The organism is Sedimentitalea nanhaiensis DSM 24252 (assembly GCF_000473225.1).
Classification (GTDB): Bacteria; Pseudomonadota; Alphaproteobacteria; order Rhodobacterales; family Rhodobacteraceae; genus Sedimentitalea; species Sedimentitalea nanhaiensis.
Window position 1 is genome coordinate 3,146,033 of record NZ_KI421509.1, and the last position, 25,364, is coordinate 3,171,396.

Annotated in this window: 32 protein-coding genes; 26 read left to right on the top strand and 6 right to left on the bottom strand. The window is 61.3% G+C overall.

Translation table 11 applies throughout. The features are described 5' to 3' along the window. Window positions 1–18: 18 nt before the first annotated feature. Window positions 19–762, top strand: coding sequence for a transcriptional regulator FnrL (gene fnrL / locus NANH_RS0117255; RefSeq protein WP_027263178.1), 744 nt, complete (start codon window positions 19–21; stop codon window positions 760–762). 278 nt (window positions 763–1,040) lie between these two features. Here the strand turns inward: fnrL and NANH_RS0117260 are convergent, their stop codons facing one another. Then, window positions 1,041–1,292: a hypothetical protein gene (locus NANH_RS0117260; protein ID WP_027263179.1), complete on the bottom strand. Its 252-nt coding sequence runs from the start codon at window positions 1,290–1,292 to the stop codon at window positions 1,041–1,043. Window positions 1,293–1,383: 91 nt separating this feature from the next. Here NANH_RS0117260 and NANH_RS0117265 point away from each other — a divergent pair, with 91 nt between their 5' ends. Further along, complete coding sequence (locus NANH_RS0117265; RefSeq protein ID WP_027263180.1) at window positions 1,384–1,638, top strand: GlsB/YeaQ/YmgE family stress response membrane protein; 255 nt, start codon at window positions 1,384–1,386, stop codon at window positions 1,636–1,638. A 52-nt stretch (window positions 1,639–1,690) separates the two neighbouring features. Here NANH_RS0117265 and NANH_RS0117270 read toward each other — a convergent pair whose 3' ends face one another. Next, complete coding sequence (locus tag NANH_RS0117270) at window positions 1,691–2,530, bottom strand: universal stress protein (RefSeq protein ID WP_027263181.1); 840 nt, start codon at window positions 2,528–2,530, stop codon at window positions 1,691–1,693. Between the two features lie 206 nt (window positions 2,531–2,736). Between NANH_RS0117270 and ccoN the strand changes: the two genes are divergently transcribed. From ccoN to NANH_RS0117295, 5 genes are all read left to right on the top strand, one after another. Beyond that, window positions 2,737–4,344 (top strand): cytochrome-c oxidase, cbb3-type subunit I, encoded by a 1,608-nt coding sequence (ccoN, locus tag NANH_RS0117275; RefSeq protein ID WP_027263182.1) that lies wholly within the window; start codon window positions 2,737–2,739, stop codon window positions 4,342–4,344. A gap of 13 nt (window positions 4,345–4,357) precedes the next feature. Further along, the gene (gene ccoO, locus NANH_RS0117280; RefSeq protein WP_027263183.1) at window positions 4,358–5,083 is read left to right on the top strand and encodes a cytochrome-c oxidase, cbb3-type subunit II; all 726 of its coding nucleotides are present in this window, start codon (window positions 4,358–4,360) and stop codon (window positions 5,081–5,083) included. 9 nt (window positions 5,084–5,092) lie between these two features. Then, the gene (locus NANH_RS0117285; RefSeq protein ID WP_027263184.1) at window positions 5,093–5,302 is read left to right on the top strand and encodes a CcoQ/FixQ family Cbb3-type cytochrome c oxidase assembly chaperone; all 210 of its coding nucleotides are present in this window, start codon (window positions 5,093–5,095) and stop codon (window positions 5,300–5,302) included. Continuing rightward, window positions 5,299–6,177 carry a cytochrome-c oxidase, cbb3-type subunit III gene (gene ccoP, locus NANH_RS0117290; RefSeq protein WP_027263185.1) on the top strand — a complete coding sequence of 293 codons (879 nt, stop codon included), beginning with the start codon at window positions 5,299–5,301 and terminating at the stop codon, window positions 6,175–6,177. Before NANH_RS0117285 ends, ccoP begins: the two co-directional genes overlap by 4 nt. Window positions 6,178–6,469: 292 nt before the next feature. After that, entirely contained in the window at window positions 6,470–7,513 is a 1,044-nt protein-coding gene (locus tag NANH_RS0117295; RefSeq protein WP_036049991.1) for a fatty acid desaturase, read from the top strand. A 27-nt stretch (window positions 7,514–7,540) separates the two neighbouring features. On the opposite strand, the gene NANH_RS0117300 is transcribed toward NANH_RS0117295, so the two are convergent. Then, window positions 7,541–7,723, bottom strand: coding sequence for a hypothetical protein (locus NANH_RS0117300; RefSeq protein WP_139236261.1), 183 nt, complete (start codon window positions 7,721–7,723; stop codon window positions 7,541–7,543). A gap of 101 nt (window positions 7,724–7,824) precedes the next feature. Here NANH_RS0117300 and NANH_RS0117305 point away from each other — a divergent pair, with 101 nt between their 5' ends. The 18 genes from NANH_RS0117305 (at window position 7,825) to NANH_RS0117390 (ending at window position 21,210) form a co-directional block, all read left to right on the top strand. After that, window positions 7,825–8,694: a LysR family transcriptional regulator gene (locus tag NANH_RS0117305; protein ID WP_027263188.1), complete on the top strand. Its 870-nt coding sequence runs from the start codon at window positions 7,825–7,827 to the stop codon at window positions 8,692–8,694. A 169-nt stretch (window positions 8,695–8,863) separates the two neighbouring features. Further along, complete coding sequence (gene ccoG / locus NANH_RS0117310) at window positions 8,864–10,309, top strand: cytochrome c oxidase accessory protein CcoG (protein WP_407694965.1); 1,446 nt, start codon at window positions 8,864–8,866, stop codon at window positions 10,307–10,309. A gap of 3 nt (window positions 10,310–10,312) precedes the next feature. Further along, entirely contained in the window at window positions 10,313–10,771 is a 459-nt protein-coding gene (locus NANH_RS0117315) for a FixH family protein (protein WP_027263190.1), read from the top strand. 6 nt (window positions 10,772–10,777) lie between these two features. Beyond that, window positions 10,778–12,958, top strand: coding sequence for a heavy metal translocating P-type ATPase (locus NANH_RS0117320; RefSeq protein ID WP_027263191.1), 2,181 nt, complete (start codon window positions 10,778–10,780; stop codon window positions 12,956–12,958). Between the two features lie 4 nt (window positions 12,959–12,962). Then, on the top strand, window positions 12,963–13,121 hold the full coding sequence (ccoS, locus tag NANH_RS0117325) for a cbb3-type cytochrome oxidase assembly protein CcoS (protein ID WP_027263192.1): 159 nt from the start codon (window positions 12,963–12,965) through the stop codon (window positions 13,119–13,121). 181 nt (window positions 13,122–13,302) lie between these two features. Continuing rightward, complete coding sequence (locus NANH_RS0117330) at window positions 13,303–15,792, top strand: GcvT family protein (protein WP_027263193.1); 2,490 nt, start codon at window positions 13,303–13,305, stop codon at window positions 15,790–15,792. Window positions 15,793–16,313: 521 nt separating this feature from the next. Beyond that, window positions 16,314–16,523, top strand: coding sequence for a 50S ribosomal protein L29 (gene rpmC / locus NANH_RS0117335; RefSeq protein ID WP_027263194.1), 210 nt, complete (start codon window positions 16,314–16,316; stop codon window positions 16,521–16,523). Between the two features lie 13 nt (window positions 16,524–16,536). Further along, window positions 16,537–16,767 carry a 30S ribosomal protein S17 gene (gene rpsQ, locus NANH_RS0117340; RefSeq protein WP_027263195.1) on the top strand — a complete coding sequence of 77 codons (231 nt, stop codon included), beginning with the start codon at window positions 16,537–16,539 and terminating at the stop codon, window positions 16,765–16,767. Window positions 16,768–16,837: 70 nt separating this feature from the next. Continuing rightward, complete coding sequence (gene rplN, locus NANH_RS0117345; RefSeq protein ID WP_011567679.1) at window positions 16,838–17,206, top strand: 50S ribosomal protein L14; 369 nt, start codon at window positions 16,838–16,840, stop codon at window positions 17,204–17,206. Window positions 17,207–17,208: 2 nt separating this feature from the next. Then, on the top strand, window positions 17,209–17,520 hold the full coding sequence (gene rplX, locus NANH_RS0117350) for a 50S ribosomal protein L24 (RefSeq protein WP_027263196.1): 312 nt from the start codon (window positions 17,209–17,211) through the stop codon (window positions 17,518–17,520). Further along, window positions 17,513–18,076 carry a 50S ribosomal protein L5 gene (gene rplE / locus NANH_RS0117355; RefSeq protein ID WP_036049995.1) on the top strand — a complete coding sequence of 188 codons (564 nt, stop codon included), beginning with the start codon at window positions 17,513–17,515 and terminating at the stop codon, window positions 18,074–18,076. Before rplX ends, rplE begins: the two co-directional genes overlap by 8 nt. 18 nt (window positions 18,077–18,094) lie before the next feature. Then, entirely contained in the window at window positions 18,095–18,400 is a 306-nt protein-coding gene (gene rpsN, locus NANH_RS0117360; protein WP_027263198.1) for a 30S ribosomal protein S14, read from the top strand. Window positions 18,401–18,413: 13 nt separating this feature from the next. After that, window positions 18,414–18,806: a 30S ribosomal protein S8 gene (gene rpsH / locus NANH_RS0117365; RefSeq protein ID WP_027263199.1), complete on the top strand. Its 393-nt coding sequence runs from the start codon at window positions 18,414–18,416 to the stop codon at window positions 18,804–18,806. Between the two features lie 10 nt (window positions 18,807–18,816). Continuing rightward, window positions 18,817–19,350 (top strand): 50S ribosomal protein L6, encoded by a 534-nt coding sequence (gene rplF, locus NANH_RS0117370; protein ID WP_027263200.1) that lies wholly within the window; start codon window positions 18,817–18,819, stop codon window positions 19,348–19,350. Between the two features lie 11 nt (window positions 19,351–19,361). Further along, window positions 19,362–19,721, top strand: a complete 360-nt coding sequence (gene rplR, locus NANH_RS0117375) for a 50S ribosomal protein L18 (protein ID WP_027263201.1) — start codon at window positions 19,362–19,364, stop codon at window positions 19,719–19,721. 104 nt (window positions 19,722–19,825) lie between these two features. After that, window positions 19,826–20,398 (top strand): 30S ribosomal protein S5, encoded by a 573-nt coding sequence (gene rpsE, locus NANH_RS0117380; protein WP_027263202.1) that lies wholly within the window; start codon window positions 19,826–19,828, stop codon window positions 20,396–20,398. Between the two features lie 12 nt (window positions 20,399–20,410). Continuing rightward, complete coding sequence (rpmD, locus tag NANH_RS0117385; RefSeq protein ID WP_027263203.1) at window positions 20,411–20,599, top strand: 50S ribosomal protein L30; 189 nt, start codon at window positions 20,411–20,413, stop codon at window positions 20,597–20,599. Window positions 20,600–20,799: 200 nt separating this feature from the next. Beyond that, window positions 20,800–21,210 (top strand): GFA family protein, encoded by a 411-nt coding sequence (locus tag NANH_RS0117390; RefSeq protein ID WP_027263204.1) that lies wholly within the window; start codon window positions 20,800–20,802, stop codon window positions 21,208–21,210. 128 nt (window positions 21,211–21,338) lie between these two features. Here NANH_RS0117390 and NANH_RS0117395 read toward each other — a convergent pair whose 3' ends face one another. Further along, window positions 21,339–21,821, bottom strand: coding sequence for a VOC family protein (locus NANH_RS0117395; protein ID WP_027263205.1), 483 nt, complete (start codon window positions 21,819–21,821; stop codon window positions 21,339–21,341). Between the two features lie 99 nt (window positions 21,822–21,920). Next, window positions 21,921–22,946 (bottom strand): tryptophan--tRNA ligase, encoded by a 1,026-nt coding sequence (gene trpS / locus NANH_RS0117400; RefSeq protein WP_027263206.1) that lies wholly within the window; start codon window positions 22,944–22,946, stop codon window positions 21,921–21,923. A gap of 100 nt (window positions 22,947–23,046) precedes the next feature. On the opposite strand from trpS, the gene NANH_RS0117405 reads away from it, so the two are divergent. Further along, window positions 23,047–23,733, top strand: a complete 687-nt coding sequence (locus NANH_RS0117405; RefSeq protein ID WP_027263207.1) for a rhomboid family intramembrane serine protease — start codon at window positions 23,047–23,049, stop codon at window positions 23,731–23,733. 7 nt (window positions 23,734–23,740) lie between these two features. On the opposite strand, the gene murJ is transcribed toward NANH_RS0117405, so the two are convergent. Continuing rightward, window positions 23,741–25,336 (bottom strand): murein biosynthesis integral membrane protein MurJ, encoded by a 1,596-nt coding sequence (gene murJ, locus NANH_RS0117410; RefSeq protein ID WP_027263208.1) that lies wholly within the window; start codon window positions 25,334–25,336, stop codon window positions 23,741–23,743. Window positions 25,337–25,364 lie beyond the last annotated feature (28 nt).

A 25,364-nucleotide genomic window follows, 5' to 3' on the forward strand; every position in this document is an offset into this window, starting at 1 on the left:
AGATCAAGCGGGACTCACATGAACGTGCCAGGACAAGCCATATCACCCAGTTGCATGGACTGCCCAATTCGGCACCGTGCCGTCTGCGCACGCTGCGAAGCGGACGAGTTGGCTGCGCTGGAAAGCATCAAGTATTACCGCAGCTTCGAGGCGGGTCAGACCATCATCTGGTCGGGCGACAAGATGGATTTTGTCGGCTCTGTGGTTTCGGGAATCGCAACCCTGACCCAGACCATGGAGGATGGCCGCACCCAGATGGTCGGTCTGTTGCTGCCGTCGGACTTCGTTGGGCGACCCGGTCGGTCCGGGGCGGCCTATGACGTGGTGGCCACGACAGACATCGTGATGTGCTGCTTTCGAAAGAATCCGTTTGAAAAAATGATGGCCGACACCCCGCACATCGCCCATCGTTTGCTGGAAATGACTCTGGACGAACTGGATGCCGCGCGCGAGTGGATGCTGGTGCTGGGGCGCAAGACGGCGCGCGAAAAGATCGCCAGCCTGCTCAGCATCGTGGCGCGTCGAGACGCGTCGCTGCGCCCGACCGCAACCCACGGACCGATGGTATTCGACCTGCCACTGACCCGCGAGGCGATGGCGGACTATCTGGGGCTGACGCTGGAAACCGTCAGCCGAAAGATGTCGGCGTTAAAGCGGGATGGCGTGATCCAGCTGGAAGGGAAACGCCACGTGACGGTGCCCGATATGTCCCGACTGATGGAAGAGGCTGGCGACGATGCGGATGGTGGCGTTTTCGCCTGATTGCATGCGTTGGCCATCAGCCAGTTTCCCGCCTTTTTTGGCGCTCCATCCGTACGGCAAGCTGAGGAGCGGATTGACCGCCCGATCGTACAGAACCGGCAAATTCATGACCACGAGCGTTTCAGGCCGAACCCTGCGACCAACAGAGTAAACCCGCGCGCCGAGGCCTTCCTGGCCGCCGGTCCGGGCGGGCGCCCTTCGCGGACCGTGTTCTGGCGACAAGTACGGGGACGGGGCCGGAGGCCACCGCAGTGCGCCTATTGCCCGCGAGGTTGGCGTCAAGGTGGTGTTTGACGCAGCGCGCCAATGCGCGGGGGCGTTTGGGCCAATCGCTTGCGAAGCGCGTGAATGATGTCCATGAGCAGCTGCAAGAGCCTCGGCGGCCCGGCGAAGGGATCGACCATTCCCAATGACGCGGAGATCGCGTAACGGCTCGACGCGATTGCGTTTCCCGGCATGACCGCGAATTTCGGCGCGGCAAAATCGGCCTCGATTATCCCCCGCAGCCGAGATCTGCGGTCCCGGTTCATGGGCCTGCATCATTGCCGCAGCGAGCCTGCGGCTTGCATCCCTGCCCACGTGGTGTCAGCATTGAACTGGCAAAGCACAAGGGAGACTGCAATGGAATTCAACAGCGTGATCGCCATGCTGCTGGTGGGTGCGATCGCCGGGTGGATCGCGGGCAAGTTAATGAAAGGCCGGGGATTTGGCCTGTTTGGCAACATCATCGTCGGCATCGTCGGCGCGTTCCTGGCCGGGGTGATTTTTCCGACGCTTGGGTTCGCAGTTGGAGGTGGCGTGATCGCATCGATTTTTCACGCCACCATCGGATCGGTGATTCTGCTGTTCGTGATCGGGTTGGTCAGACGGGCCTGACAGCCGCTGGAATTTTGTAGAGACGCCCATCCGGCTGGCTGGGCGTCTGAATTTACCGCGCCATGAACACCGGTACCGTGGCCTTTTCAAGCATATTGCGTGTGGCACCGCCCAGGATGGCTTCGCGGAATCGCGAATGGCCATAGGCTCCCATCACCAGCATGTCGGCGCTGGTGTCTGTCGCATGACGGTTCAGCACATCCGAGACCCGGGTCATTGTCTTGCTCAGCACGTCGATCTCGCATGTCACCCCATGTCGTGACAGCATTTGCGACAACAGCCCGCCGGGGTCAGAGCGCTCTGGGCCGTGTGTGGGTGGGTCAATCACCACGATCCGCACCAGATCGGCGGCTTGCAGGAAAGGCAACGCCCGTCGAATGGCACTGAGCGCCTCCACGCTTTCGTTCCAGGCTGCCAGGATCAGCTTTGGCTGTGTCACCGGCTTCTGATCGTCCGGCACCACCAGAACCGGCGCATGACCTTCAAAAAGCGCGGCCTCGACAATCGGTTCGACTTCGGCACCGTGGTTCTCGCCATACGGGCGGGGTAGCACCACCAGGTCTGAAAACCGCGCCCGGTGGGCCACGTGGCGTCCGAGGTCGGCAATCTGCGCGACACCGCTTTCGGCGGACCACCGCACGCCGGACTTGCTCAGCATGGCATTGGCATAGGTCAGGACATCTTCGGCTTCGGCGGTGGCGCGCGACAGTGTCTCTTGCAGGACCATCGCACTGGCCCCGGCATAATAGTACCCGGTCTGGGTTCGATCCACGCCTAGGCACAGGGCGTCGGCATGGGCATCTTGCGCTTCGGCCAAGGCGACAAGCTGGTTCAGCGGCGCATCGGCCAGTTTCGCATCAGTCAGAACGGTCAGCAAAGATTTGTAAGCCATTTGTGTCTCGCGTTTTTTGTGTTCCCGGACTGTTCAAGCACCCGGATTGATGTACCATGATACCTGTCACGGAATTGGAGCAGGTGTTTTGATGCAGATCAATGCGGATCGATACCGGGTTTTGCATGAAGCACGCAGACTTGGACGCCGGTGCAGCTGAAACGCCCCGCCGGGAATGACCTAAGGGACGCAAAGAGGGACGTAAAATGTCAAACTACATCAAGCTTGTCGCGCTTGGTCTGGTCACGCTGGTTGCGATGATCGGAATCAACTATGCGCGCGATACGGCTTACATGGTCCACGCCATCATTGTGATGTTCGTGGCCGGTGGGTTGTTTCTGTATACGGTGCGTCGCACCGAAGAACCCGCGCCGGCCGCGGCGCCACAAAACGAATACTTTGATTCCGTGGTGCGCGCCGGGGTGATCGCGACCGCCATGTGGGGTGTGGTCGGGTTCTTGGTCGGCACCTTTATCGCCTTCCAGTTGGCCTTTCCGCAGCTCAATTTCGATTGGCTGAACGGATACGGCAATTTTGGTCGGCTGCGTCCCCTGCACACGTCGGCTGTGATCTTTGCATTTGGCGGCAATGCACTGATTGCAACGTCCTTTTTCGTGGTTCAGCGTACCAGCGCCGCGCGCCTCTGGGGCGGCAACCTGGCCTGGTTCGTGTTCTGGGGCTATCAGCTGTTCATCGTCCTGGCTGCGACCGGTTATCTGTTCGGCGCCACCCAATCGCGTGAATATGCCGAACCCGAGTGGCATGTGGATCTGTGGCTGACCATTGTCTGGCTGGCCTATCTGGCGATTTTCCTTGGTACGATCATCAAACGCAAAGAGCCGCATATCTATGTGGCCAACTGGTTCTATCTGGCCTTTATCGTCACTGTCGCGATGTTGCATGTGATCAACAACCTGGCCGTGCCGGTCTCGTTCTGGGGCAGTCGATCGATTTCTGCCTTTTCCGGGGTGCAGGACGCCATGACCCAGTGGTGGTACGGACACAACGCGGTCGGGTTCTTTCTGACGGCGGGCTTTTTGGGCATGATGTACTATTTCGTGCCCAAACAGGCCGAGCGTCCGGTGTATTCGTATAAGCTGTCGATCATCCACTTCTGGGCGCTGATCTTCCTTTATATCTGGGCCGGTCCGCACCACTTGCATTATACAGCGCTTCCCGACTGGGCCGCGACTCTGGGTATGGTGATGTCCATCGTGCTGTGGATGCCCAGCTGGGGCGGCATGATCAACGGGCTAATGACCCTGTCGGGTGCCTGGGACAAGCTGCGCACCGATCCGGTCATCCGCATGATGGTGATTTCCATCGGCTTTTACGGCATGTCCACTTTCGAAGGGCCGATGATGTCGATCCGCGCGGTCAACAGCCTCAGCCACTATACCGACTGGACCATCGGCCACGTCCATTCCGGAGCATTGGGCTGGAACGGGATGATCACCTTTGGCGCACTGTACTACCTTGTGCCGGTGTTGTGGAAGCGCGAGCGTCTGTATTCGCTGTCTCTGGTCAGCTGGCACTTCTGGCTCGCCACCATCGGCATTGTTCTCTACGCTGCCTCGATGTGGGTGACGGGTATCATGGAGGGCCTGATGTGGCGCGAAGTGGATGCCAATGGTTTCCTGGTGAATTCCTTCGCCGACACCGTGGCCGCCAAGTTCCCGATGTATGTGGTGCGCGGTCTGGGCGGGGTTCTGTTCCTCTCGGGTGCTGTCATCATGTGCTATAACCTGTGGATGACCGTAAAGCGTGCGCCGGCCAAGGAAGCCAGCCTCGCCCATGCAGTCCCGGCTGAATAAGGAGGGCGGAAACATGTCAATTCTGGACAAACACAAGGTCATCGAGACCAACGCCACCCTTCTTCTGGTGCTCAGCTTTCTGGTCGTAACGATCGGGGGGCTGGTACAGATCACTCCGTTGTTCTGGCTGGAGAATACGATCGAAAAGGTCGACGGCATGCGTCCCTATTCGCCGTTGGAGTTGACCGGGCGCGAGATCTACGTGCGCGAGGGGTGCTATGTCTGCCACAGTCAGATGATCCGCCCGATGCGCGACGAGGTCGAACGCTACGGTCACTACAGCCTCGCGGCCGAGTCGATGTACGACCACCCGTTCCAGTGGGGATCAAAACGCACCGGGCCCGATCTGGCCCGGGTCGGTGGACGCTATTCCGACGACTGGCATCGCGACCACCTGCGCAACCCGCAGGCGGTGGTTCCTGAATCGGTGATGCCGAAATACGGGTTTCTCGAACGCACGCTGATCGAACCGACCTATATCGAGGATCTGCTGGCCGCCCAGCGGATGGTTGGCGTGCCCTACACCGACGAAATGGTCGAGACCGCGGCGGCGGATTTCCGCGCTCAGGCAGACCCGGACAGCGACTATGACGCGATGCTGGAGCGCTATCCCGGCGCGCAGGTGCGCAATTTCGACGGGCAGGCGGGGATCTCCGAGATGGACGCGATGATCGCCTATCTGCAGATGCTGGGTACGCTGGTCGATTTCTCGACCTTCACGCCCGATGCGAGCCGATAGGAGGAACGGATGGAAGAATATACTTTCCTGCGGCAGTTCGCGGACAGTTGGATGCTGGTCCTTTTGTTCCTCTTTTTTATCGGGGTGGTGATCTGGGTGTTTCGTCCCAGCAGCAGAAAAACCTATCAGGACACGGCTAATATTCCGTTCCGTCACGAGGACAAACCTGCCCCGCAAGTCGGCGATATCACCGGAAAATCCAAGGAGGCGCGGTCATGAGCGGCAAGAAAAGCAACAAGACCAGCGAGCAGGGTCACGGCACGACCGGCCACCAATGGGATGGAATCGAAGAATGGGACAACCCGATGCCACGCTGGTGGCTCTGGACCTTCTATGCAACCATCGTGTGGGCCATCGGCTATGCCATCGCCTATCCGGCCTGGCCACTGATTAATAGTGCCACGGCGGGTATCCTGGGGTGGTCCTCGCGGGGCGAGCTGGCACAAGAGATTGTCGCCTTTGACGAGGTCAATGCGGCCATCAACGCCAGGCTGGAAACAACCGATCTGAACGCCATCAACGACGATCCTGAACTTTACGGGTATGCTGTGTCGGCAGGGGCTGCGGTCTATCGGACCTGGTGTGCGCAATGTCACGGAGCCGGTGCCTCGGGTGTTCAGGGGGCCGGGTATCCGAACCTGCTGGATGACGACTGGCTGTGGGGCGGGGATGTAGACGCGATTTACACCACCGTCAGCCACGGCATTCGGAACGAAGATGACGACGATGCCCGATATTCAGAAATGCCGGCCTTCGGTGAGATTCTTGAACCCGAGGAAATCTCGCAGGTCGTCAACTTTGTGATGACGCTGTCGGGGTCGGAGCCCAAGGATCCGGATCAGGTCGAAGCTGGTGCGGTGGTGTTCGCGGATAATTGCGCGTCCTGCCACATGGAGGCAGGGACCGGTGATCGCGAACAGGGCGCACCCAATCTGACCGATGCGATTTGGCTATATGGCGGTGACTACGACACCGTGGCTGAAACCGTCACCTACAGCCGCTTCGGCGTCATGCCGGCCTGGAGCGGCCGCTTGACTGACGCCCAGGTGCGCGCGGCGGCGATCTATGTGCATCAGCTTGGCGGCGGCGAGTAGTCGCATGCCAGACAGTTCCGGTCAGCCTTTGGCTGACCGGACACCAGGCACCGGCTTTCCGATCTGTTCGCGCGTTTCCTGGAAAGTCGGTGCCTTTTTAAACGAATTACCGTTTCGTTGCTCGCCGCCCCACTGGCGAACATTTTGAGCGGTACAGGCGGTTTCAGTCTGTGCGCTAGCCTTTCGGTAACTCAGATCGCAACAAACTGATCGCAAACGAGGCAGATTTCACTTGCCTCACAGCGGTGCTCGTATATCGGGGTGGGCAGGTACAATCCAACATAGCAGGCGCATGAGCATTCCCCAACCGAGCGATCCGCAAGAGCCTGGGACCACTTCGCCGCGCGAATGGGTTCAGGTCCTGTCAAAATACCGCGAGCCACAGCTGTGGCGCAGCCTGTTCGAACTGACGGTCAGTTTGGCGCCCTTTGTCCTGTTGTGGGCGTTGGCATGCTGGGCCCTGACGGTCAGCTATTGGCTGGCACTGGGGATCTCGGTGTTAAATGCCGGATTCCTCGTCCGCCTGTTTGCGATTCAGCACGATTGCGGTCACGGTGCGTTCTTCAACAACCGGCAGGTCAGCGATTGGGTCGGCCGGGTGCTGGGGGTTTTGACGCTCACGCCCTATGATGTGTGGCGGCGCACCCATTCGATGCACCATTCCGCGGCTGGGAACCTGTCTCGTCGCGGCATTGGCGATGTGCACACGCTGACAGTGGATGAATACCGTGCGCTGTCGCCCCTGTGGCGGCTGCACTACCGGGTCTATCGTCACCCGCTGACCCTGTTCGGGTTGGGACCGGGCTATATCTTTATTCTGCAGAATCGTCTGCCGATCGGCCTGATGACTGCTGGCTGGCGTTATTGGACCAGCGCCATGGGCACAAATCTCGCGATTGCCGGTGCCTTGGCGCTGATCCTGTATTTTGGCGGAGTCGCGCCGCTGTTGCTGGTGTTTCTGCCGACAACCGTGATTGCGGCGTCCATCGGAGTCTGGCTGTTCTTCATCCAGCACCAGTTTGAAGAAACCAGTTGGAACGACGAAGAGGACTGGCAATTGCATGACGCGGCGCTGCACGGCAGTTCCTTTTACGATCTGCCCGCAGTGCTGCGCTGGTTCACGGCCAATATTGGCGTGCATCATGTCCACCATCTGTACAGTCGCATCCCGTTTTATCGCTTGCCCGAGGTGTTGCGGGACCACAAGGTTTTGACCGGGATGAACCGGATGACGCTGGTGGAGAGCCTGGCGTGCAGTCGTCTTCACCTATGGGATGAGCGTCACAAGCGGCTGTTGTCCTTCCGTCAGGCCAACGCCCTTTACGGCGCGCCCTGACGGGGTAAGTGACGGGCCAGTGACAGCCTAGCGACTGGCCGGGCGATCGGCATTGTCTTTCGGATCCTGTTTCCGATCCCGGCGCAGCCACCAATGGCCCTCGGGCAGCCAACGCCGTTCGCGGATCTGGGCTCCCGTTCCGGGCTGTGCTGGCATAGCGGTGTCGGTGCGGGTCGCGGTCATGAAGCTGCGAGCATAAATTCCCAGCATGGTCATCTCCTGTACTGGCTTGATGCGATGCGTTCATTGTTGACCAAACTGCTGATTCCTGCGACTCACTATGGCATGTAAAATGTAAGCTGGAGTTACATATGGATTGGCTGACGCTGCCACCGCTGGCCAGCTTGCGGGCCTTTGCCGCCTTTGCCGAGACCGGGTCGGTGGTCGCCGCCGGACAGGCGCTGAATATCAGCCATGCGGCGATCAGCCAGCATTTGCGCGGGCTCGAGACCCGTCTGGGCACAACTCTTCTGGATCGCTCGGGCCGTGCGCTGGCCCTGACGGAGCAGGGCCAGCGATTGGCGGATGCGCTGGTCCTTGGGTTCAGCGCTATCGGCAATGCGGTTCAGGAGCTGTCGGCTGCCGACGAACAACGACCCCTGCACATCTCCACCACCCCCACATTCGCGGCCCTCTGGCTGATGCCGCGCCTGCCGGATTTCCGCGCGAAACACCCGGAAATTGACCTGATGCTGGACCCCAGCGCCCAACTGGCCGATCTGTTGCCGGGCGGTATTGACGTCGCGCTGCGCTATGGGGACGGGAATTGGTCCGGTCTTGTCGCAGAACGGTTGCTGGCCGCTCCGATGGTGATCGTGGCCGCGCCTTCGCTGCTGCATGGTCGCCGGGTCGACAGCCCCGACGATCTGGCCGAATTGCCCTGGCTTGAAGAATTGGGCACCACCGAATCGGGCCGCTGGCTGCGCGCCAACGGCGTTCATCGCGGCGTTGTCGGCGGACGCATTCAGGTGCCGGGCAACCTGCTGCTGGACGGCGCCCGCGACGGGCAGGGGGTTGCGGTGATGGTGCGCCAGTTCGTCGAACCCGATCTGCGTGCCGGACGGTTGGTGGCTCTGTTCACAGAAGACAGCCCGGCGGGCTATCACATCGTTACACGCCCAGGGGTGATGCGGACTCCGGCGCGTGTCTTCTTGCGTTGGCTGCGGCATCAAAGAGGCTGATCATGTCGCCGGGGCGCAACGATTTGTCGCCCCGACACACCCGTGGCGATGGGTGCGCTTCGGCTCTGGTTGGGATAAGCTGAAAACATTAGTGTCCGATACGCTTTTTGACCCATATCAAAGTTCGCATCTGATGCTTCTGTGACAACGTCATCTAAACAGAGACATTATTCGGAGTGATTCCGTGAGCAGCACCGAACCAGCATCCAGCCTTTACGCCGCGCGGGAGCCGATTTTTCCAAAGCGCGTCTCTGGTCCCTTTCGCAATCTGAAATGGATCATCCTGGCGGTTACGCTTGGTATCTACTATCTCACTCCGTGGATCCGCTGGGATCGCGGTCCCAGTCTGCCGGACCAGGCGGTGCTGCTGGACCTCGCAAATCGGCGTTTCTATTTCTTCTGGATCGAAATCTGGCCACACGAATTCTATTTCGTCGCCGGATTGCTGATCATGGCTGGCCTGGGATTGTTCCTGTTCACCTCCGCCCTTGGGCGGGTCTGGTGCGGCTATGCCTGCCCCCAGACGGTCTGGACCGACCTATTCATCCTGGTAGAGCGCTGGATCGAAGGCGACCGCAACGCGCGCCTGCGCCTGCACCGGCAAAAGAAGATGGACTTTCGCAAGCTTCGCCTGCGCCTGACCAAATGGGTCGTCTGGTTGCTGATCGGATTGGCCACCGGCGGGGCTTGGGTGTTCTATTTCGCGGATGCACCGACCCTGTTGCGCGATCTCGTAATGCTGAATGCGCACCCGGTGGCCTATACCACCATCGCGGTCCTCACGATGACCACCTTTGTTTTTGGTGGGTTCATGCGCGAACAGATCTGCATCTATGCCTGCCCCTGGCCCCGTATCCAGGCCGCAATGATGGACGAGGACACGCTGGTGGTGGGCTACCGAGAATGGCGGGGCGAACCGCGCAAGCACTCCGAAGCGATCAAGGCGGGCGAACCGCAGGGCGACTGCATCGACTGCATGGCCTGCGTCAACGTTTGCCCGGTCGGAATCGATATCCGCGATGGCCAGCAACTGGAATGCATCACCTGTGCGTTGTGTATCGACGCTTGCGACGACATCATGGCCAAGATCGGCAAGCCGCGCGGTTTGATCGACTATATGGCCCTGTCGGATGAAGGCCGCGAACGGTCGGGGAAGCCGCCCCGGAGTATCTGGAAACACATCCTGCGCCCGCGCACGATCATGTACACGGCGTTGTGGTCTCTGGTCGGATTTGGTTTGGTGTTTGCGCTGTTTATGCGTCAGGATATCGAGATGACGGTGGCACCGATCCGCAACCCGACCTTTGTCACGATGTCCGATGGCTCAATCCGTAACACCTATGACGTTCGGCTGCTGAACAAGCTGGGCGAGCCGCGCCAGTTCCGGCTTTCGGTGCGTGGCGATCCGACCCTGCGCGTTCAGCTCGAGGGCACGCCGTATGACTCGATCAAAGTGCCCGCCGACACCGCCACGTTGCAGCGCTTATACATCGTGTCGCCGGGCCGTTCGGCCCCGTCCATGGCCGCCAACACCGATGTTCGCATATGGGTCGAGGATCTGGGCAATGGCGACCGGGCCTACAAGGACACCACGTTCAACGGCAAAGGAAACTGAACCATGGCACAGCGCGAGTTTACCGGTCGACACGCTGCCGCCTTGTTTATTGGGGCCTTCGGGGTGATCATCTCGGTCAATCTCGTGCTGGCCTACAGTGCTGTTCAGACGTTTCCCGGCCTCGAGGTCGAAAACTCGTATGTCGCCAGCCAGGAATTCAACACGCGCCTGCAGCAGCAACAGGCTCTGGGCTGGACGGTCTGGGCCGAAGCGCGCGACGGGCAGGTGATCCTGTCGATCACCGATCCAGACGGTGCCCCGGTCGAGGTGGCCAAGCTGTCGGCGGTTCTGGGGCGTGCAACCCAGGTGAAGGACGACATTTCGCCCGAGTTCGTCTTTGACGGCTCCGCCTATGTCGCTCCGGTTGATCTGGCGGCGGGGAACTGGAACATCCGCCTGGTGGCGCAGGCCGACGACGGCACCGAATTCACCCAGCGCGTCGTTCTGCATGTCCGGGGCTAGGCGGACATGACCGCCGCGTTGCGCCCCCCGTCGGCTGCGGCCTGTCCGGGCTGTCTGGCCACACCTGCCGAGGCGATCATCCCACCGCCCGAAACGGCCCGTATTGCGTTGTCCCTGCCAACGATCCACTGCCAGAACTGTATCTCGGCTGTGGAACGCGGGTTGAATGCGCATCCCGGCGTGGCCGACGCGCGGGTCAATCTGACGTTGAAACGGGCGCTGATCCAGGCCGACGATGGGGTGACGGCACGCGACCTGATCGCCGTGTTGGACGGGCTGGGCTATGAGGCGCACGAACTGGACCCGGGTGCGTTGCAGGCGACCCAGACCGACCGGGCCGGGCGGGACCTGCTGATCCGGCTGGCGGTGGCGGGGTTCGCTTCGATGAACGTGATGTTGCTGTCGGTCTCGGTCTGGTCCGGGGCGACGGATGCCACGCGTGACATGTTCCACTGGATCTCGGCGGCGATCACCCTGCCGGCCATCGCCTATTGTGCCCAACCGTTTTTCCGCAATGCCCGCAGCGCGCTGTCAGCGGGGCGGCTGAACATGGATGTGCCGATTGTGCTGGCCATCGTTCTGGCGCTGGCGACGTCGGTATGGGAAACGTCGCTGTCGGGTGAGCACGCCTATTTCGACGCGGCTCTGACCCTGACGTTTTTTCTGCTGGCCGGGCGCTATCTGGATTTTCGCACCCGCGCCATTGCCCGTTCCGCAGCCGAGGAATTGGCGGCGCTTGAAGTGCCGCGCGCCATTCGCTGCACTGGCGATGACCAGCACGAGGTCGCTGTGTCCGAACTGACGGTTGGCGATCTGGTGCTGGTGCGCCCCGGTGGCCGGATGCCGGTGGACGGAGAGATCGTGACCGGTCGGTCCGAACTGGACCGCTCCTTGCTGACGGGCGAAACCGTGCCGGTTTTTGCCGGACCGGGGCAGGCGGTCAGCGCGGGCGAGGTCAACCTGACCGGCCCCCTGACCATTCGCGCCAGTGCCGTGGGACAGGACACCTCGCTGAATCGCATGGCCGATCTGGTTGCCATCGCGGAATCCGGGCGCTCGCGCTATACGTCGCTGGCGGATGCGGCGGCAAAACTCTATGCTCCGGGCGTGCATATCCTGTCGGCGCTCAGCTTTGTCGGCTGGTATCTGTGGTCGGGTGATATGCGGGTGGCATTGAATATCGCGGCGGCGGTGCTGATCATCACCTGCCCCTGTGCGCTTGGGCTGGCGGTGCCTGCGGTGACCACTGCGGCCTCCGGCAGGCTGTTTCGGCGCGGTATGCTGATCAAACACGCCACCGCGCTGGAGCGGCTGGCGCAGGTGGACACGGTGATCTTCGACAAGACCGGCACGCTGACCACAGGTACGCCAGAGTTGACCAATCTTGACGGTTTCACCCAATCCGAACTGGCGATCGCATTGGCGTTGGCTCAAGGCTCGGCGCATCCGCTGTCGGTGTCGTTGACCCGCGCTGTAAAGGCCGCCGGGGTAAAGGCCGCCGAAGTCAACGGTATCGTCGAGCGCCCGGGCTATGGAACCGAAGGGCGGTATTTGGGCCAGCTGGTGCGCTTGGGCCGCGCCGCCTGGGTCGGGGCGGAGCAGGGCAACCAGACTGCTGCCTGGCTCGCCGTGGGGGAGACGCGCGCGCGCGCCTTTCATTTTGCCGACAATCTGCGTCCGGGTGCGGCCGACTCTGTGGCTGCCCTGCGCGGCGCAGGCAAGGATGTGATGTTGATGTCAGGCGATAGCCCCGGTGCGGTTCAGGTGCTGGCGCAGCGGTTGGGGATTGACGACTGGCAGGCCGAAGCGCTGCCGCAGGACAAGGCCGCGCGCATCGCGGAGCTGAGCGCCCAGGGGTGCAAGGTGCTGATGGTTGGCGATGGGTTGAATGACACGGCAGCGTTGGCGGCGGCGCATGTTTCAATCTCGCCCGCGTCCGCGCTGGATGCGGCGCGGGTGGCGTCGGACATCGTTTTGCTGGGGATGGACCTGACCCCGATTGCCGAGGCCTGCGATACCGCCAAACGCGCCACCCGACGGATCCGTGAGAATTTCCGCATTGCCACGGTTTACAATGTAATCGCGGTGCCGCTGGCGGTGGCCGGGCTGGCAACGCCGCTGATTGCGGCGCTGGCAATGTCGGCCAGTTCTATCACCGTTTCCCTGAACGCCCTGCGCCTGAGGTAAATGCATGTCGGTGCTCGCCTATCTGATCCCGATTTCCCTGAGTCTGGGGGCCGTTGGCCTGTTGGCATTCGTCTATACGGTTCGCAGCAATCAGTATGATGACCCCGAAGGCGACAGCCGCCGCATTCTGTCCGATGAGTGGGACGATCACCCAAAGCCGTAAGGGTGGAACGTTCGCCCGGGGCATCGAGCCCCGGTCGAACGTGCTGCCGCGGACGGTGGACGGGGTATCGTTCGATCCCGCGAGGTCGGTTTTGTGCGGATTTGGGTCGGATCGATTTGGCGGATTTCGCAATGTGCGGGCATAAACCCAGTCAAACAGACTCAAGCCGGAGAATGGCCCCATGAAAACCCACGTCAAAGCACTGGTTGTCGGCGGCGGTGCCGTCGGAACGTCGATTGCGTATCATCTGGCCAAGGCGGGCTGGGACGATGTCATGCTGTTGGAACGCGACGAGCTGACCAGCGGCAGCACATGGCATGCGGCTGGGCTGTTGCCGCTGTTCAACATGTCTTTTGCCACGACCCATATCCACAAATACTCGGTTGATTTCTACAAGTCACTGGAAGCGGAAACCGGTTTGAACGCCGGGTTCGCCGTGGTCGGCAACCTGCGTATGGCCCAGACCGATGCGCGCATGGACGAATACATGCTGTACGCATCCACCGCCGAGACTTGCGATGTGTCTTATGTATTCCTGACCCCGGATCAGATCAAAGAGCGTTGGCCGCTGATCCGCACCGAGGACCTGAAGGGCGCGCTGTATCATCACACCGACGGTTATATTAACCCCGCCGATGTGACCATGGCGATGGCCAAGGGCGCGCGCCAGCGCGGCGTGATGATCGAACGCAAATGGCAGGCGGATGCGTTCAACTGGACTGGCGAGGCCTGGGAGGTAACCGCCACCAAGATGGTCGAAAAGGGCGGCAATCTGGTGCCCAGCGACGAGCAGATCGTGATCACGGCGGAACATGTGGTCACGGCATCCGGCAACCATGCGCAGCGCACCGCAAAGATGCTGGGCATCAAGATGCCCGCGATCCCGGTTGAGCACCAGTTTATCGTCATGGATCAGGACCCCGAGCTGGTGGAGTTCCGCAAGGATCATCCCGAGCACCCGGTGATCCGCGATGCCGATGCGCAATCTTATGTGCGCGAAGAGCGCGGTGGCTGGATCCTGGGCGTCTATGAAAAGAATGCCCCGGCGCGGTTCGAATATGGCGTGCCCGACAGTTTCCGTGCCGATCTGTTCCAGCTCGATCTGGAACGGATCGAGGAACAGTACATGGCGATGAACCATCGCATGCCAAGTGCCGAGAACTGTGGGTTGAAGGACGATTTCAACGGACCGATCTGCTATACGCCCGATGGCAACCCGCTGGTCGGCCCGGCGCCGGGATTGCGCAACATGTGGCTGGCCGAAGGGTTTAGTTTCGGCATCACCGCCGCTGGCGGCACCGGATATTATCTGGCGCAGATGATGGTTCAGGGCGAGGCCGAGATCGATATGGCCAGCCTGGATCCCAAGCGGTACGGCGACTGGATGACGACCGAGTTCGCGGCGCGCAAGAACGAAGAGTGCTATGACCACGTCTATATCCTGCACCATCCGGACGAAGAGCGCCCGGCCTGTCGGCCCCTGCGCACCGCGCCCGCCTACGATCGGCAAAAGGCGCTGGGGGCACAGTTCGGCTTTGTCAACGGTTGGGAGCGGCCCAACTACTACGCTCCAGCAGATTTCAACGACCATGACAGCCGCAGTTTCCGGCGCGGCGGGTGGTGGCAATATGCCCATGACGAAGCCAGGGCAGTCCGCGAGGGTGTTGGCCTGATCGACGCGACGGCCTTTACCAAACATGTCGTCAAAGGGCCGGGCGCGGTGCAGTTTCTGGATTGGTTCACCTGCAACAAGCTGCCCGCCGTGGGGCGGATAAACCTGACCTATGCCCTGACGGATCATGGCACCACACGCACCGAATACACCATCGTGCGGCTGGGGCAGGACGAGTTTTACCTGGTCTCCGCCGGGGCGTGGACGGCTTACGATGCCGATTTCCTGCGCAAGGCGGCGGCGGACAAGGCGGGTGAGTTTGGCTATATCGAGATCCAGGATGTCACGACCCAATGGGGCGTCTTTGCCATTGCCGGACCGAAATCGCGCGATGTGCTGAATGAGATCGTCAAGGATGCGGACCCGGCGACCGTTCTGGGCAACAAGCGCTTTCCCTGGCTGACCATACGCAACATCGAACTGGGCATGTGCCCGGTGCGCGCGATCCGGGTGGCGTATACCGGCGAGCTGGGCTGGGAGTTGCACCACCCGATCGAGATGCAGAACTATCTGTGGGATCAGCTGACGGCGGCGGGCGCCAAACACGGCATGAAGCTGGTCGGCGCGCGGGCGCAGAACTGGCTGCGGCAGGAGAAATCCTATCGCGCCTTTGGCACCGAACTGGGCCGCGACGCCACACCGCTGGAGGCGGATCTGCCGCGATTTGTCGACCTGACCAAGGAGTTTAACGGCAAGGACGCGATGCAGGCTACGGGTATTCGCAGCACCTGTGTCACCTTGCTGATCGATGGGCCCGAAGACGCCGACCCCTGGGGCCGAGAGGCACTGTATCATGGCGATCGGCGCGTCGGGCGGTTGACGTCTGGCGGCTATTCCGTGCATTTCGGCAAGAGCATCGGCATGGGGTATGTGCCCCCGGATCTGGCCGTGCCGGGCACCAGGCTGCAAGTGCGGATGCTGAACCAGCTGTGGGATGCCGAGATCGTGCAGGACAGCCCTTATGATCCGAAAAACGAGGTGATCCGCAAGGATGGCTGACCGTATGGCCGGGGATGTCTGAGCGCAGTACCAGGCGGTGATTGCTGAAATCACCGCTGACGTCGCGGCCAATCCATTCGGAACTGCGCCCTTGCGCGGTGACGAAGAGACCATTGACGACACCGTCGATGGTCTCTTCGGTGCAACTGTCGATGCTTCTTTCGACATTTGCGCGAACGCGGCTGTGGCTGAACCAATAAACAGAATCGGGACCGAGATGAGCGTTTTCACGACGCGTCCCTTCATGCATAGGTTTGGTTGGCTGCCGACGGGTATGATGCTGGATGCGAGACGCCTTGGGCCAGCGTCGCACGATGCAGCGCCCCGACCAAGCAGAGGCCAAGCCGCGTTTGGCCGAACCTGGAAACTTTCGCTTGCCCCCCGGCCAACGACCCCCTATAGAGCGGCATCTTGCATGTCTCCTGCCGATGGCGGGGGATTCGCTTGTCTATCATTCATCCACCAGGTCAAAGGTGACCCGCCCTCGGGGCCTTCTGGTGTTTTGAGAAAGGAACCGGGCGATGAACGCCAAGGAATTGCACGACAAGACACCGGACCAGCTTCGTGAGGAACTGGTCAACCTGAAGAAAGCCAGCTTCAACCTGCGCTTTCAGCAGGCCTCGGGTCAGCTGGAAAACACTGCCGGCATCAAGGCCGCCCGCCGCGACGCGGCGCGGGTCAAGACCATTCTGAACCAAAAGGCCGCCGCCGCGGCCGCTGACGCTGAATAAGGGAGCCTGACAGATGCCCAAGCGAATTCTTTCCGGCACCGTGACCAGCGACGCCAACGCACAGACAGTGACCGTTTCCGTGGAACGCCGTTTCACGCACCCGGTTCTGAAAAAGACCATTCGTAAGTCCAAGAAGTACCGGGCGCACGATGAGAAGAACGCCTACAAGGTCGGCGACGCCGTCCGCATCATCGAATGCGCGCCGCGCTCGAAAACGAAACGCTGGGAGGTTCTGGAGGCGTAAGCCGACAGACCTGACAGTTTAACGAAACCCTGGGGCAGACCATCAGTCCCCAAAGGTCGGGAGAAACCACATGATCCAGATGCAGACCAATCTGGATGTAGCTGACAACAGCGGCGCCCGCCGTGTTCAGTGCATCAAGGTCCTGGGTGGTTCCAAGCGTAAATACGCATCCGTCGGCGACATCATTGTCGTCTCGGTCAAGGAAGCCATCCCACGCGGTCGCGTGAAAAAAGGCGACGTCCGCAAGGCAGTCGTCGTGCGCACCGCTAAGGAAGTCCGTCGCGAAGACGGCACCGCGATCCGTTTCGATCGCAACGCCGCTGTCATCCTGAACAACAACAACGAGCCCATTGGTACACGTATCTTTGGCCCGGTTGTTCGCGAGCTGCGCGCCAAGAACTTTATGAAAATCATCTCGCTCGCTCCGGAGGTGCTGTAACCATGGCTGCAAAACTCCGCAAAGGCGACAAGGTCGTCGTGCTGGCCGGCAAGGACAAGGGCAAGGAAGGCACCATCGCCTCTGTTGATCCCAAAGCCGGAAAAGCCGTCGTCGATGGTGTGAACATCGCCATCCGCGCCACCCGTCAGAGCCAGAACAATCAGGGCGGTCGCATCCCCAAGGCGATGCCGATCCAGCTGAGCAATCTGGCGCTGCTGGATGCCAACGGCAAACCCACCCGCGTGGGTTTCAAGGTCGAAGGCGAGAAGAAAGTGCGCTTTGCCAAAACCACGGGGGACGTGATCGATGCTTGATACTGCGAACTACACCCCGCGTCTGAAGACCGACTATGCAGAGCGCATCAAGGCGATTCTGAAAGAAGAGTTCGGGTACAAGAACGACATGCAGATCCCGCGTCTGGACAAGATTGTCCTGAACATCGGATGTGGTGCCGAAGCTGTTCGTGACAGCAAGAAAGCCAAGTCGGCGCAGCAGGACCTGACGACCATCGCCGGGCAACATGCCGTGACCACGATCGCCAAGAAATCGATCGCCGGCTTTCGGGTCCGCGAAGAGATGCCTCTGGGGGCCAAGGTCACATTGCGCGGCGACCGGATGTATGAATTCCTTGATCGTCTGATCACCATTGCCATGCCCCGTATCCGCGACTTTCGCGGTGTGTCGGGCAAATCGTTCGATGGCCGCGGCAACTATGCCATGGGCCTGAAGGAGCACATCGTGTTCCCCGAGATCGATTTCGACAAGGTCGACGAAAACTGGGGGATGGACATCATCATCGCCACCACAGCGAGAACCGACGCTGAAGCCAAGGCGCTGTTGAAAGCATTCAACATGCCCTTCAATTCATAAGCGCGGGAAGGATTAGACATGGCTAAGAAAGCAATGATCGAACGCGAAAAGAAGCGGGAAGCGCTGGTGAAGAAATACGCCGCCAAGCGTGCCGAGCTGAAAGAGATCGCGAATGACGACACGAAGCCGATGGAAGAGCGTTTCAAAGCGCGTCTGAAACTGGCGAAACTGCCGCGCAACAGCTCGGCAACGCGTCTGCACAACCGGTGCCAACTGACCGGTCGTCCGCATGCGTATTATCGTAAACTGAAAATTTCGCGGATCGCGCTGCGGGATCTTGGCTCTGCTGGCCAAATCCCCGGCATGGTGAAATCGAGCTGGTAAGGGAGAGACTGATATGAACGATCCTATCGCAGACATGCTCACCCGGATCCGCAACTCGTCCCTGCGCGGCAAGTCCACTGTATTCACCCCGGCGTCCAAGCTGCGGGCCTGGGTTCTGGACGTGCTGGCGGACGAAGGCTATATCCGCGGCTACGAGAAAACCACCGGTGCCGACGGCCATCCGGCCATCGAGATCAGCCTCAAGTATTACGATGGCGAACCTGTCATTCGTGAACTGAAACGGGTCAGCAAACCCGGTCGCCGCGTCTATATGGGCGTCAATGACATCCCCGTTGTCCGTCAGGGCCTGGGTGTGTCGATTGTCTCTACCCCCAAGGGTGTGATGTCGGATGCAGCCGCACGCAATGCCAATGTTGGCGGCGAAGTGCTTTGCACCGTATTCTAAGGAGAGCCTGATGTCTCGTATTGGTAAGAAACCGGTCGAGCTGCCCAGCGGCGTTACCGCCTCTGTGTCGGGTCAGACCATCGAAGTCAAAGGGCCGAAAGGCTCGCGCAGCTTTCATGCCACCGACGATGTGACCTTTTCCATTGAGGATAACGTCATCACCATCTCGCCGCGCGGCAGCTCAAAGCGCGCGCGTCAGCAGTGGGGCATGTCGCGCACCATGGTTGCCAATCTGGTGACCGGTGTGACCACCGGCTTTAAGAAAGAGCTGGAGATCCAGGGTGTGGGTTATCGTGCGTCCATGCAGGGCAACACGCTGAAGCTGAACCTGGGCCTGTCCCATGACGTGGATTACACCGCACCGGAAGGTGTGACCGTAACCGCGCCCAAGCAGACCGAAATCATTGTGGAAGGCACTGACGAACAACTGGTCGGTCAGGTTGCCGCGAACATTCGCGCATGGCGCAAGCCCGAGCCCTATAAGGGCAAAGGCATCCGCTATAAGGGCGAGTTCATCTTCCGCAAAGAAGGCAAGAAGAAGTAAGGACCCAGGATATGGCAAACAGCAAAAGAACCCTGTTTCTGAAGCGCCGCCTGCGCGTTCGGAACAAGCTGCGCAAAGTCAACGCCGGACGTCCGCGTCTGTCGGTGCACCGCAGCAACAAGAACATCAGCGTCCAGCTGATCGACGATGTGAATGGCGTCACTCTGGCGGCCGCATCGACGTTGGAAAAAGATCTGGGCGTTGTCGGCAAGAACAACATCGAAGCTGCCACCAAGGTGGGCGCGGCGATTGCCGAGCGTGCCAAGAAGGCCGGTGTTGAAGAAGCCTATTTCGACCGTGGCGGTTTTCTGTTCCACGGCAAGGTCAAGGCATTGGCCGACGCCGCCCGCGAGGGTGGTCTGAAGATCTGAGACTTGCAGGCGGCTCTTAACGGGGCCGCCTCGATGATCCGGGAGCCTTTGCGCTCACCTGGGTTGAGACAAAGGTGCCGGGCACCGCAAAACAGGAGGCCTGCATGGCCAGAGAACCAAATCAACGTGGCGGTCGCCGCAATCAGCGCGACGAGACTCCGGAATTCGCAGATCGTCTGGTTGCGATCAACCGCGTTTCCAAAACCGTCAAGGGCGGTAAGCGTTTCGGCTTTGCCGCGCTGGTCGTCGTAGGCGACCAGAAAGGCCGTGTCGGCTTTGGCAAGGGCAAGGCGAAAGAGGTCCCCGAGGCCATTCGCAAGGCCACCGAGCAGGCCAAGCGCCAGATGATCCGCGTTCAACTGCGCGAAGGCCGCACCCTGCACCACGACATGGAAGGTCGTCACGGCGCCGGTCGGGTGGTGATGCGCACCGCGCCTGAAGGCACCGGGATCATCGCCGGTGGTCCGATGCGGGCCGTGTTCGAAATGCTGGGCATCAAGGACGTCGTGTCCAAGTCGATCGGCAGCCAGAACCCCTATAACATGATCCGTGCCACCATGGACGGGCTGCGCAAGGAATCCAGCCCCCGTTCGGTTGCACAGCGTCGTGGCAAAAAAGTGGCTGACATTCTGCCCAAGCGCGACGACGCGCCCGTGGCCGAAGCCGCCGAAGCGTAAGGAGCCGGGAACATGGCAAAAACCATCGTCGTCAAGCAGATCGGTAGCCCGATCCGCCGCCCCGCCAAACAGCGTGCAACGCTGATCGGCCTGGGCCTGAACAAGATGCACAAGACCCGCGAGCTGGAAGACACCCCCAGCGTGCGCGGTATGGTCAACAGCATCTCGCATATGGTCGAGATCGTTGAAGAGCGCGACTGAGCGCGCGATGCCCTGACCTGACAGAAAGAACGCCCCGGAGAGATCCGGGGCGTTTTATTTTGTCCAACGTCCTGAACCATCGGATCTGCCAGGGTCCGCTTGGGGCCTCTTTTGACCTTGATTCAACAGGCGGATACAACGGGTCACTAAAAATGCGTTCGACCGGCAGCAGGGGGGCTTGCCTGTCGAGAGGAGTGTGAATGGACGACAATCCGGCCACCGGACAATGCCTTTGTGGCGCTGTGAAATTCCGCATATCGGGAGAGTTCGAGAGCTTTTTCCTGTGCCACTGCGCCCGCTGCCGCAAGGACAGCGGTTCGGCCCATTCGGCAAACCTGTTTTCGTCCACTGCCAGAATCACCTGGGTGTCAGGCGAGGAAAACATCAAGACGTTCCGGCTCTCCGGGTCACGCCACGTGAAGAGCTTTTGCTCCGACTGCGGGTCCGCGCTGCCAGTTTCCCAGCCGGAGGTTGGTTTGCTTGTGGTGCCAGCAGGATCGCTTGACAGCCGGATCGACATACGGGCCAACGCGCATATCTGCTGTTCCAGTCGCGCGAACTGGGACAACGGCCTGGCCTTCATCGAAAGGATCGACGGGCTTCCCGGCTGAACGGTCGAGCCGATGATGCATCTCGAACAATCGCCCGACGACAAGAACGCGATCGTCGGCTTCGTCCGCATGCGCGGCCAGCAAAGATTCCAGGCATGCCCTTTTCGTTCAGCGGGTGTCTTGGCAGATCAGGCCTCGGCCAGCAGCGCCTTTATGTCCAGCGGGGCGTTGCTCATGGCCAGATTGCCCTGCGCATCGCGGGGCCAGTCCGCATGGGGGCGGTCGCGGTAGAGTTCGACACCGTTCTGGTCGGGGTCGCGCAGATAGATCGCCTCGCTGACGCCATGATCGGCGGCACCGTCCAGTTGGATGCCCGCGTCCAGAACCCGCTTTAGCACCGCAGCCAGCGCCGCGCGGTCGGGAAACAGGAAGGCGGTGTGATAGAGGCCGGTGTGTCCCGGCGGCGGCGGCGTGCGGCCAGCGCTTTCCCAGGTGTTCAGCCCGATGTGATGGTGATAGCCGCCGGCGCCCAGAAAGGCGGCCTGGGGACCGTATCTCTGGATGACCTCAAAGCCCAGAACACCGCCGTAAAAGGCAATGGCGCGGTCCAGGTCCGCGACCTTGAGGTGAACGTGGCCGATACGGGTTTCGGCAGGCAGAACAGGGGGCATGGCAACATCCTTTCCCCGTCGATATGGGAGGAAACCGGCCCTCATGACAGCCCCGGCATCGCGCAACAGGCCTGCGCTGATGCACAGGGCGCGCGTCAATCAGACCGTGGGGCCGACCATGCCGACAATGTCATAGGTCTTGCGCAGGATCGGCGCGGTGATCTCGCGGGCGCGCTGTGCGCCGGTGGTCAGGATACGGTCGATTTCGGCGGGATCGTTCATCAACCGGGCCATTTCCTGCGAGATCGGCGACATGCGCGCCACCGCCAGATCGGCCAGCGCCGGTTTGAAGGTGCCGAACTGTTTGCCGCCATAGGTTGCCAGCACCTCGGCTTCGGTACAATCGGCCAGCGCCGCGTAGATATTGACCAGATTGCGGGCCTCGGGGCGGTCCTTGAGCTCTTCGAAAGTGTCGGGCAGGGGCTCGGGGTCGGTCTTGGCCTTGCGGATTTTTTTGGCGATGGTGTCGGCGTCATCGGTCAGGTTGATGCGGCTCATGTCCGAGGGGTCGGATTTGCTCATCTTTTTCAGCCCGTCGCGCAGGCTCATGACCCGGGTGGCGGTGCCTTCGATCACCGGTTCGGTCAGCGGAAAGAAGTCGACGCCGTAATCGTGGTTGAACTTGGTGGCGATGTCGCGGGTCAGTTCCAGGTGCTGTTTCTGATCCTCGCCCACCGGGACATGGGTGGCGTGATAGACCAGAATATCGGCGGCCATCAGCGACGGATAGGCATACAGGCCCAGGCTGGCCTTTTCGGCGTTTTTGCCGGCCTTGTCCTTGAACTGGGTCATGCGGTTCATCCACCCCATACGCGCGACACAGTTGAACACCCAGGCCAATTGCGCGTGCTCGGGCACCTGGCTTTGGTTGATCAGGACGGATTTCTGCGGGTCGATGCCGCTGGCGATGAACCCGGCGCAGAGCTCGCGGGTGCTGTGGCGCAGCGCCTGGGGGTCTTGCCAGACCGTGATCGCATGCAGGTCGACCATGCAATAGATCGATTCGACGCCCTGGTTCTGGGCATCGGCAAAGCGTTTGAGCGCCCCCAGGTAATTGCCCAGGTGCAGGTCGCCCGATGGCTGGATGCCCGAAAACACGCGGGGCGTGAAGGGGGTGGTGGACATGGTGGCAACTCCCGGCTGGAAATATCGGTCCGCCTCGCTTACCCATGGGGCCAAGGGGCGTCAACAGGCACCGACACCAGGCCGCAAGGAGACCGGGCAGATGAGCAATGAAGACAGCATTCCGGCGGTGAATCCGCTGCCGCCGGTGGTGGCGGCGCTATTTCTGATCATCATGGCCATCGAGGTGGTGTTTCAACTGGGCGCGCGCGGGATGATCGGCGGGCCGGTGGCGGTGGGCTGGCGGCTGGAGGCGATTCAGTCCTATGCGTTTTCATCGCAGATCTTTGACTGGATGATCGAGACCAACCGCTGGCCGCTGGAGCATGTATTCCGGTTTGTCAGCTATCCGTTTGTGCATGCAACCTTTACCCATGCGCTGTTTGTCGGGGTGTTCCTGCTGGCGATGGGAAAGATGGTGGCCGAGGTATTTGGCAATCTGGCGTTTCTGTTGATCTTTGTGCTGTCGGGCATTGGCGGTGCCCTGGCCTATGCGCTGGTTCTGAACGATCCGGTCCCGCTGATCGGGGGCTTTCCGCCCGTCTATGGGCTGATCGGGGCGTTTACCTATATGCTGTGGCGGTCGTTGTCGCGGGTGGGGGCGAACCAGTCGCGTGCCTTTACGCTGATCAGTTTCCTGATGGGGATCCAGCTGATCTTCGGGCTGCTGTTCGGGGCGGATAACGACTGGGTGGCGGACCTTGCGGGGTTTGTCACCGGGTTCGGTCTCTCATTCTTTGTCTCGCCCGGGGGCTGGGCGCGGATACGCGGGCGTATCCGGCACGATTGAACCGGGATCAGCGGCGGCGGCGCGCGGCCCCCCGAAACTCGGTCAGGCGGAACGCGCCGATGATCTGTCCCGCGCCGAAATAGACCATGATGCCGACAGCGACTAGGGCGGCCAGCGCCAGATACCGCCAGCCCGGCGTGATCAGTGCGGGGGCCAGCGCCCATGCGACGAGCCACAGGGTCGCGCCCATGATCGCGGACGCCGCACAGATGCGCCACAAGCGGGTGCGGAACCGGTCATCGAACCGCGCGACGATGCCCATGCCCGAGGTGCCGCGCGCCAGTTGCACCACCATGGTCCAGGCCGCGACGGTGGTGCCGATGGCGGCGCCTAAATAGCCAACCAGATAGGCCATAGTGACCGCAACGACGATATTGACGACCATTGAAACAACCGCAAAGCGGAACGGGGTTCGGGTATCTTCGCGGGCAAAATACAGCGGTTGCAGCACTTTTTGCAGCACAAAGGCAGGCAGACCCAGCCCGTAGATGGCCACCGCAAGCGCCGTTGCGGCGCTGTCTGTGGCGTCAAACGCGCCGCGTTGAAACAGCACCGAGATCAACGGCAGCGGGATGACCACCAGCGCCACGGCCGACGGGACGGTCAGCGCCAGCGAGACCTCGCCCGCGCGGCTGAGCGCATGACGCGCGCCGTCGTCGTCTCGCGCGGCCAGGCGGCGCGACAGATCCGGCAGCAGGACCACTCCCACCGCGATGCCGACCACGCCCAGGGGCAGTTGATAAAGCCGGTCGGCATAGGACAGCCAGGCGATGGCACCGTCATAGAAGCTGGCGACCTGACGCCCCACCAGCAGGTTGATCTGTACCACGCCGCCCGCCAGCATCGCGGGCAGCGCGATCATCGCGAGACGTTTCAGATCCGGGGTCAGGCGCGGCGATTGCAGGCGGATGCGATACCCCGAACGGGCGGCGGCGGCCCACAACAGGGCCAGTTGGGCCACCCCTGCGATCAGCACGCCCCAGACCAGAACGGTGCCATGATGCAGCCCGGTGCGGGCCGCGCCGCTGCCGGTCTCGACCTGCATCATCCCGCCCAGGACACCGGATTCCGCCAGCAGCATCGCGCCGATCAGAATGATATTGAGCAACACCGGTGCGGCGGCGGCGGCGGCAAAGCGCCCGGTGGCGTTCAGCACGCCGGACAGCAGTGCGGCCAGTGAAATGAACAGGATATAGGGAAAGGCGATACGGCCGAAGAAGACCGCCAGATCGAACCGCGCGTCGCCGACAAATCCGCTGGCCATCGCCAGCACCAGCCACGGCATGAACACCTGCGCCACCAGGGTGAACCCGATCAGCAGGGTTCCCAGCGCGGCAAAGGCGTCGTTGGCAAATTTCTCCGGCGCGTCGGCGGTTTCCAGTTTCTTGGAAAACAACGGGATGAAGGCGGTGTTGAACGCGCCCTCGGCAAAGAAGCGGCGAAACATGTTGGGCAGGCTGAAGGCGATCAGAAACGCTTCGGCCACCGGCCCGGTGCCCAGCCAGCCGGCAATCAGGATGTCGCGCACAAAGCCCAGCACCCGGCTGAGCAGGGTCCAGACCCCGACGGTGAGAAAGCCGGACATCAACCGGATCGGTTTCATGCGCCTGCCGCGAAATTTGGGACGGTCA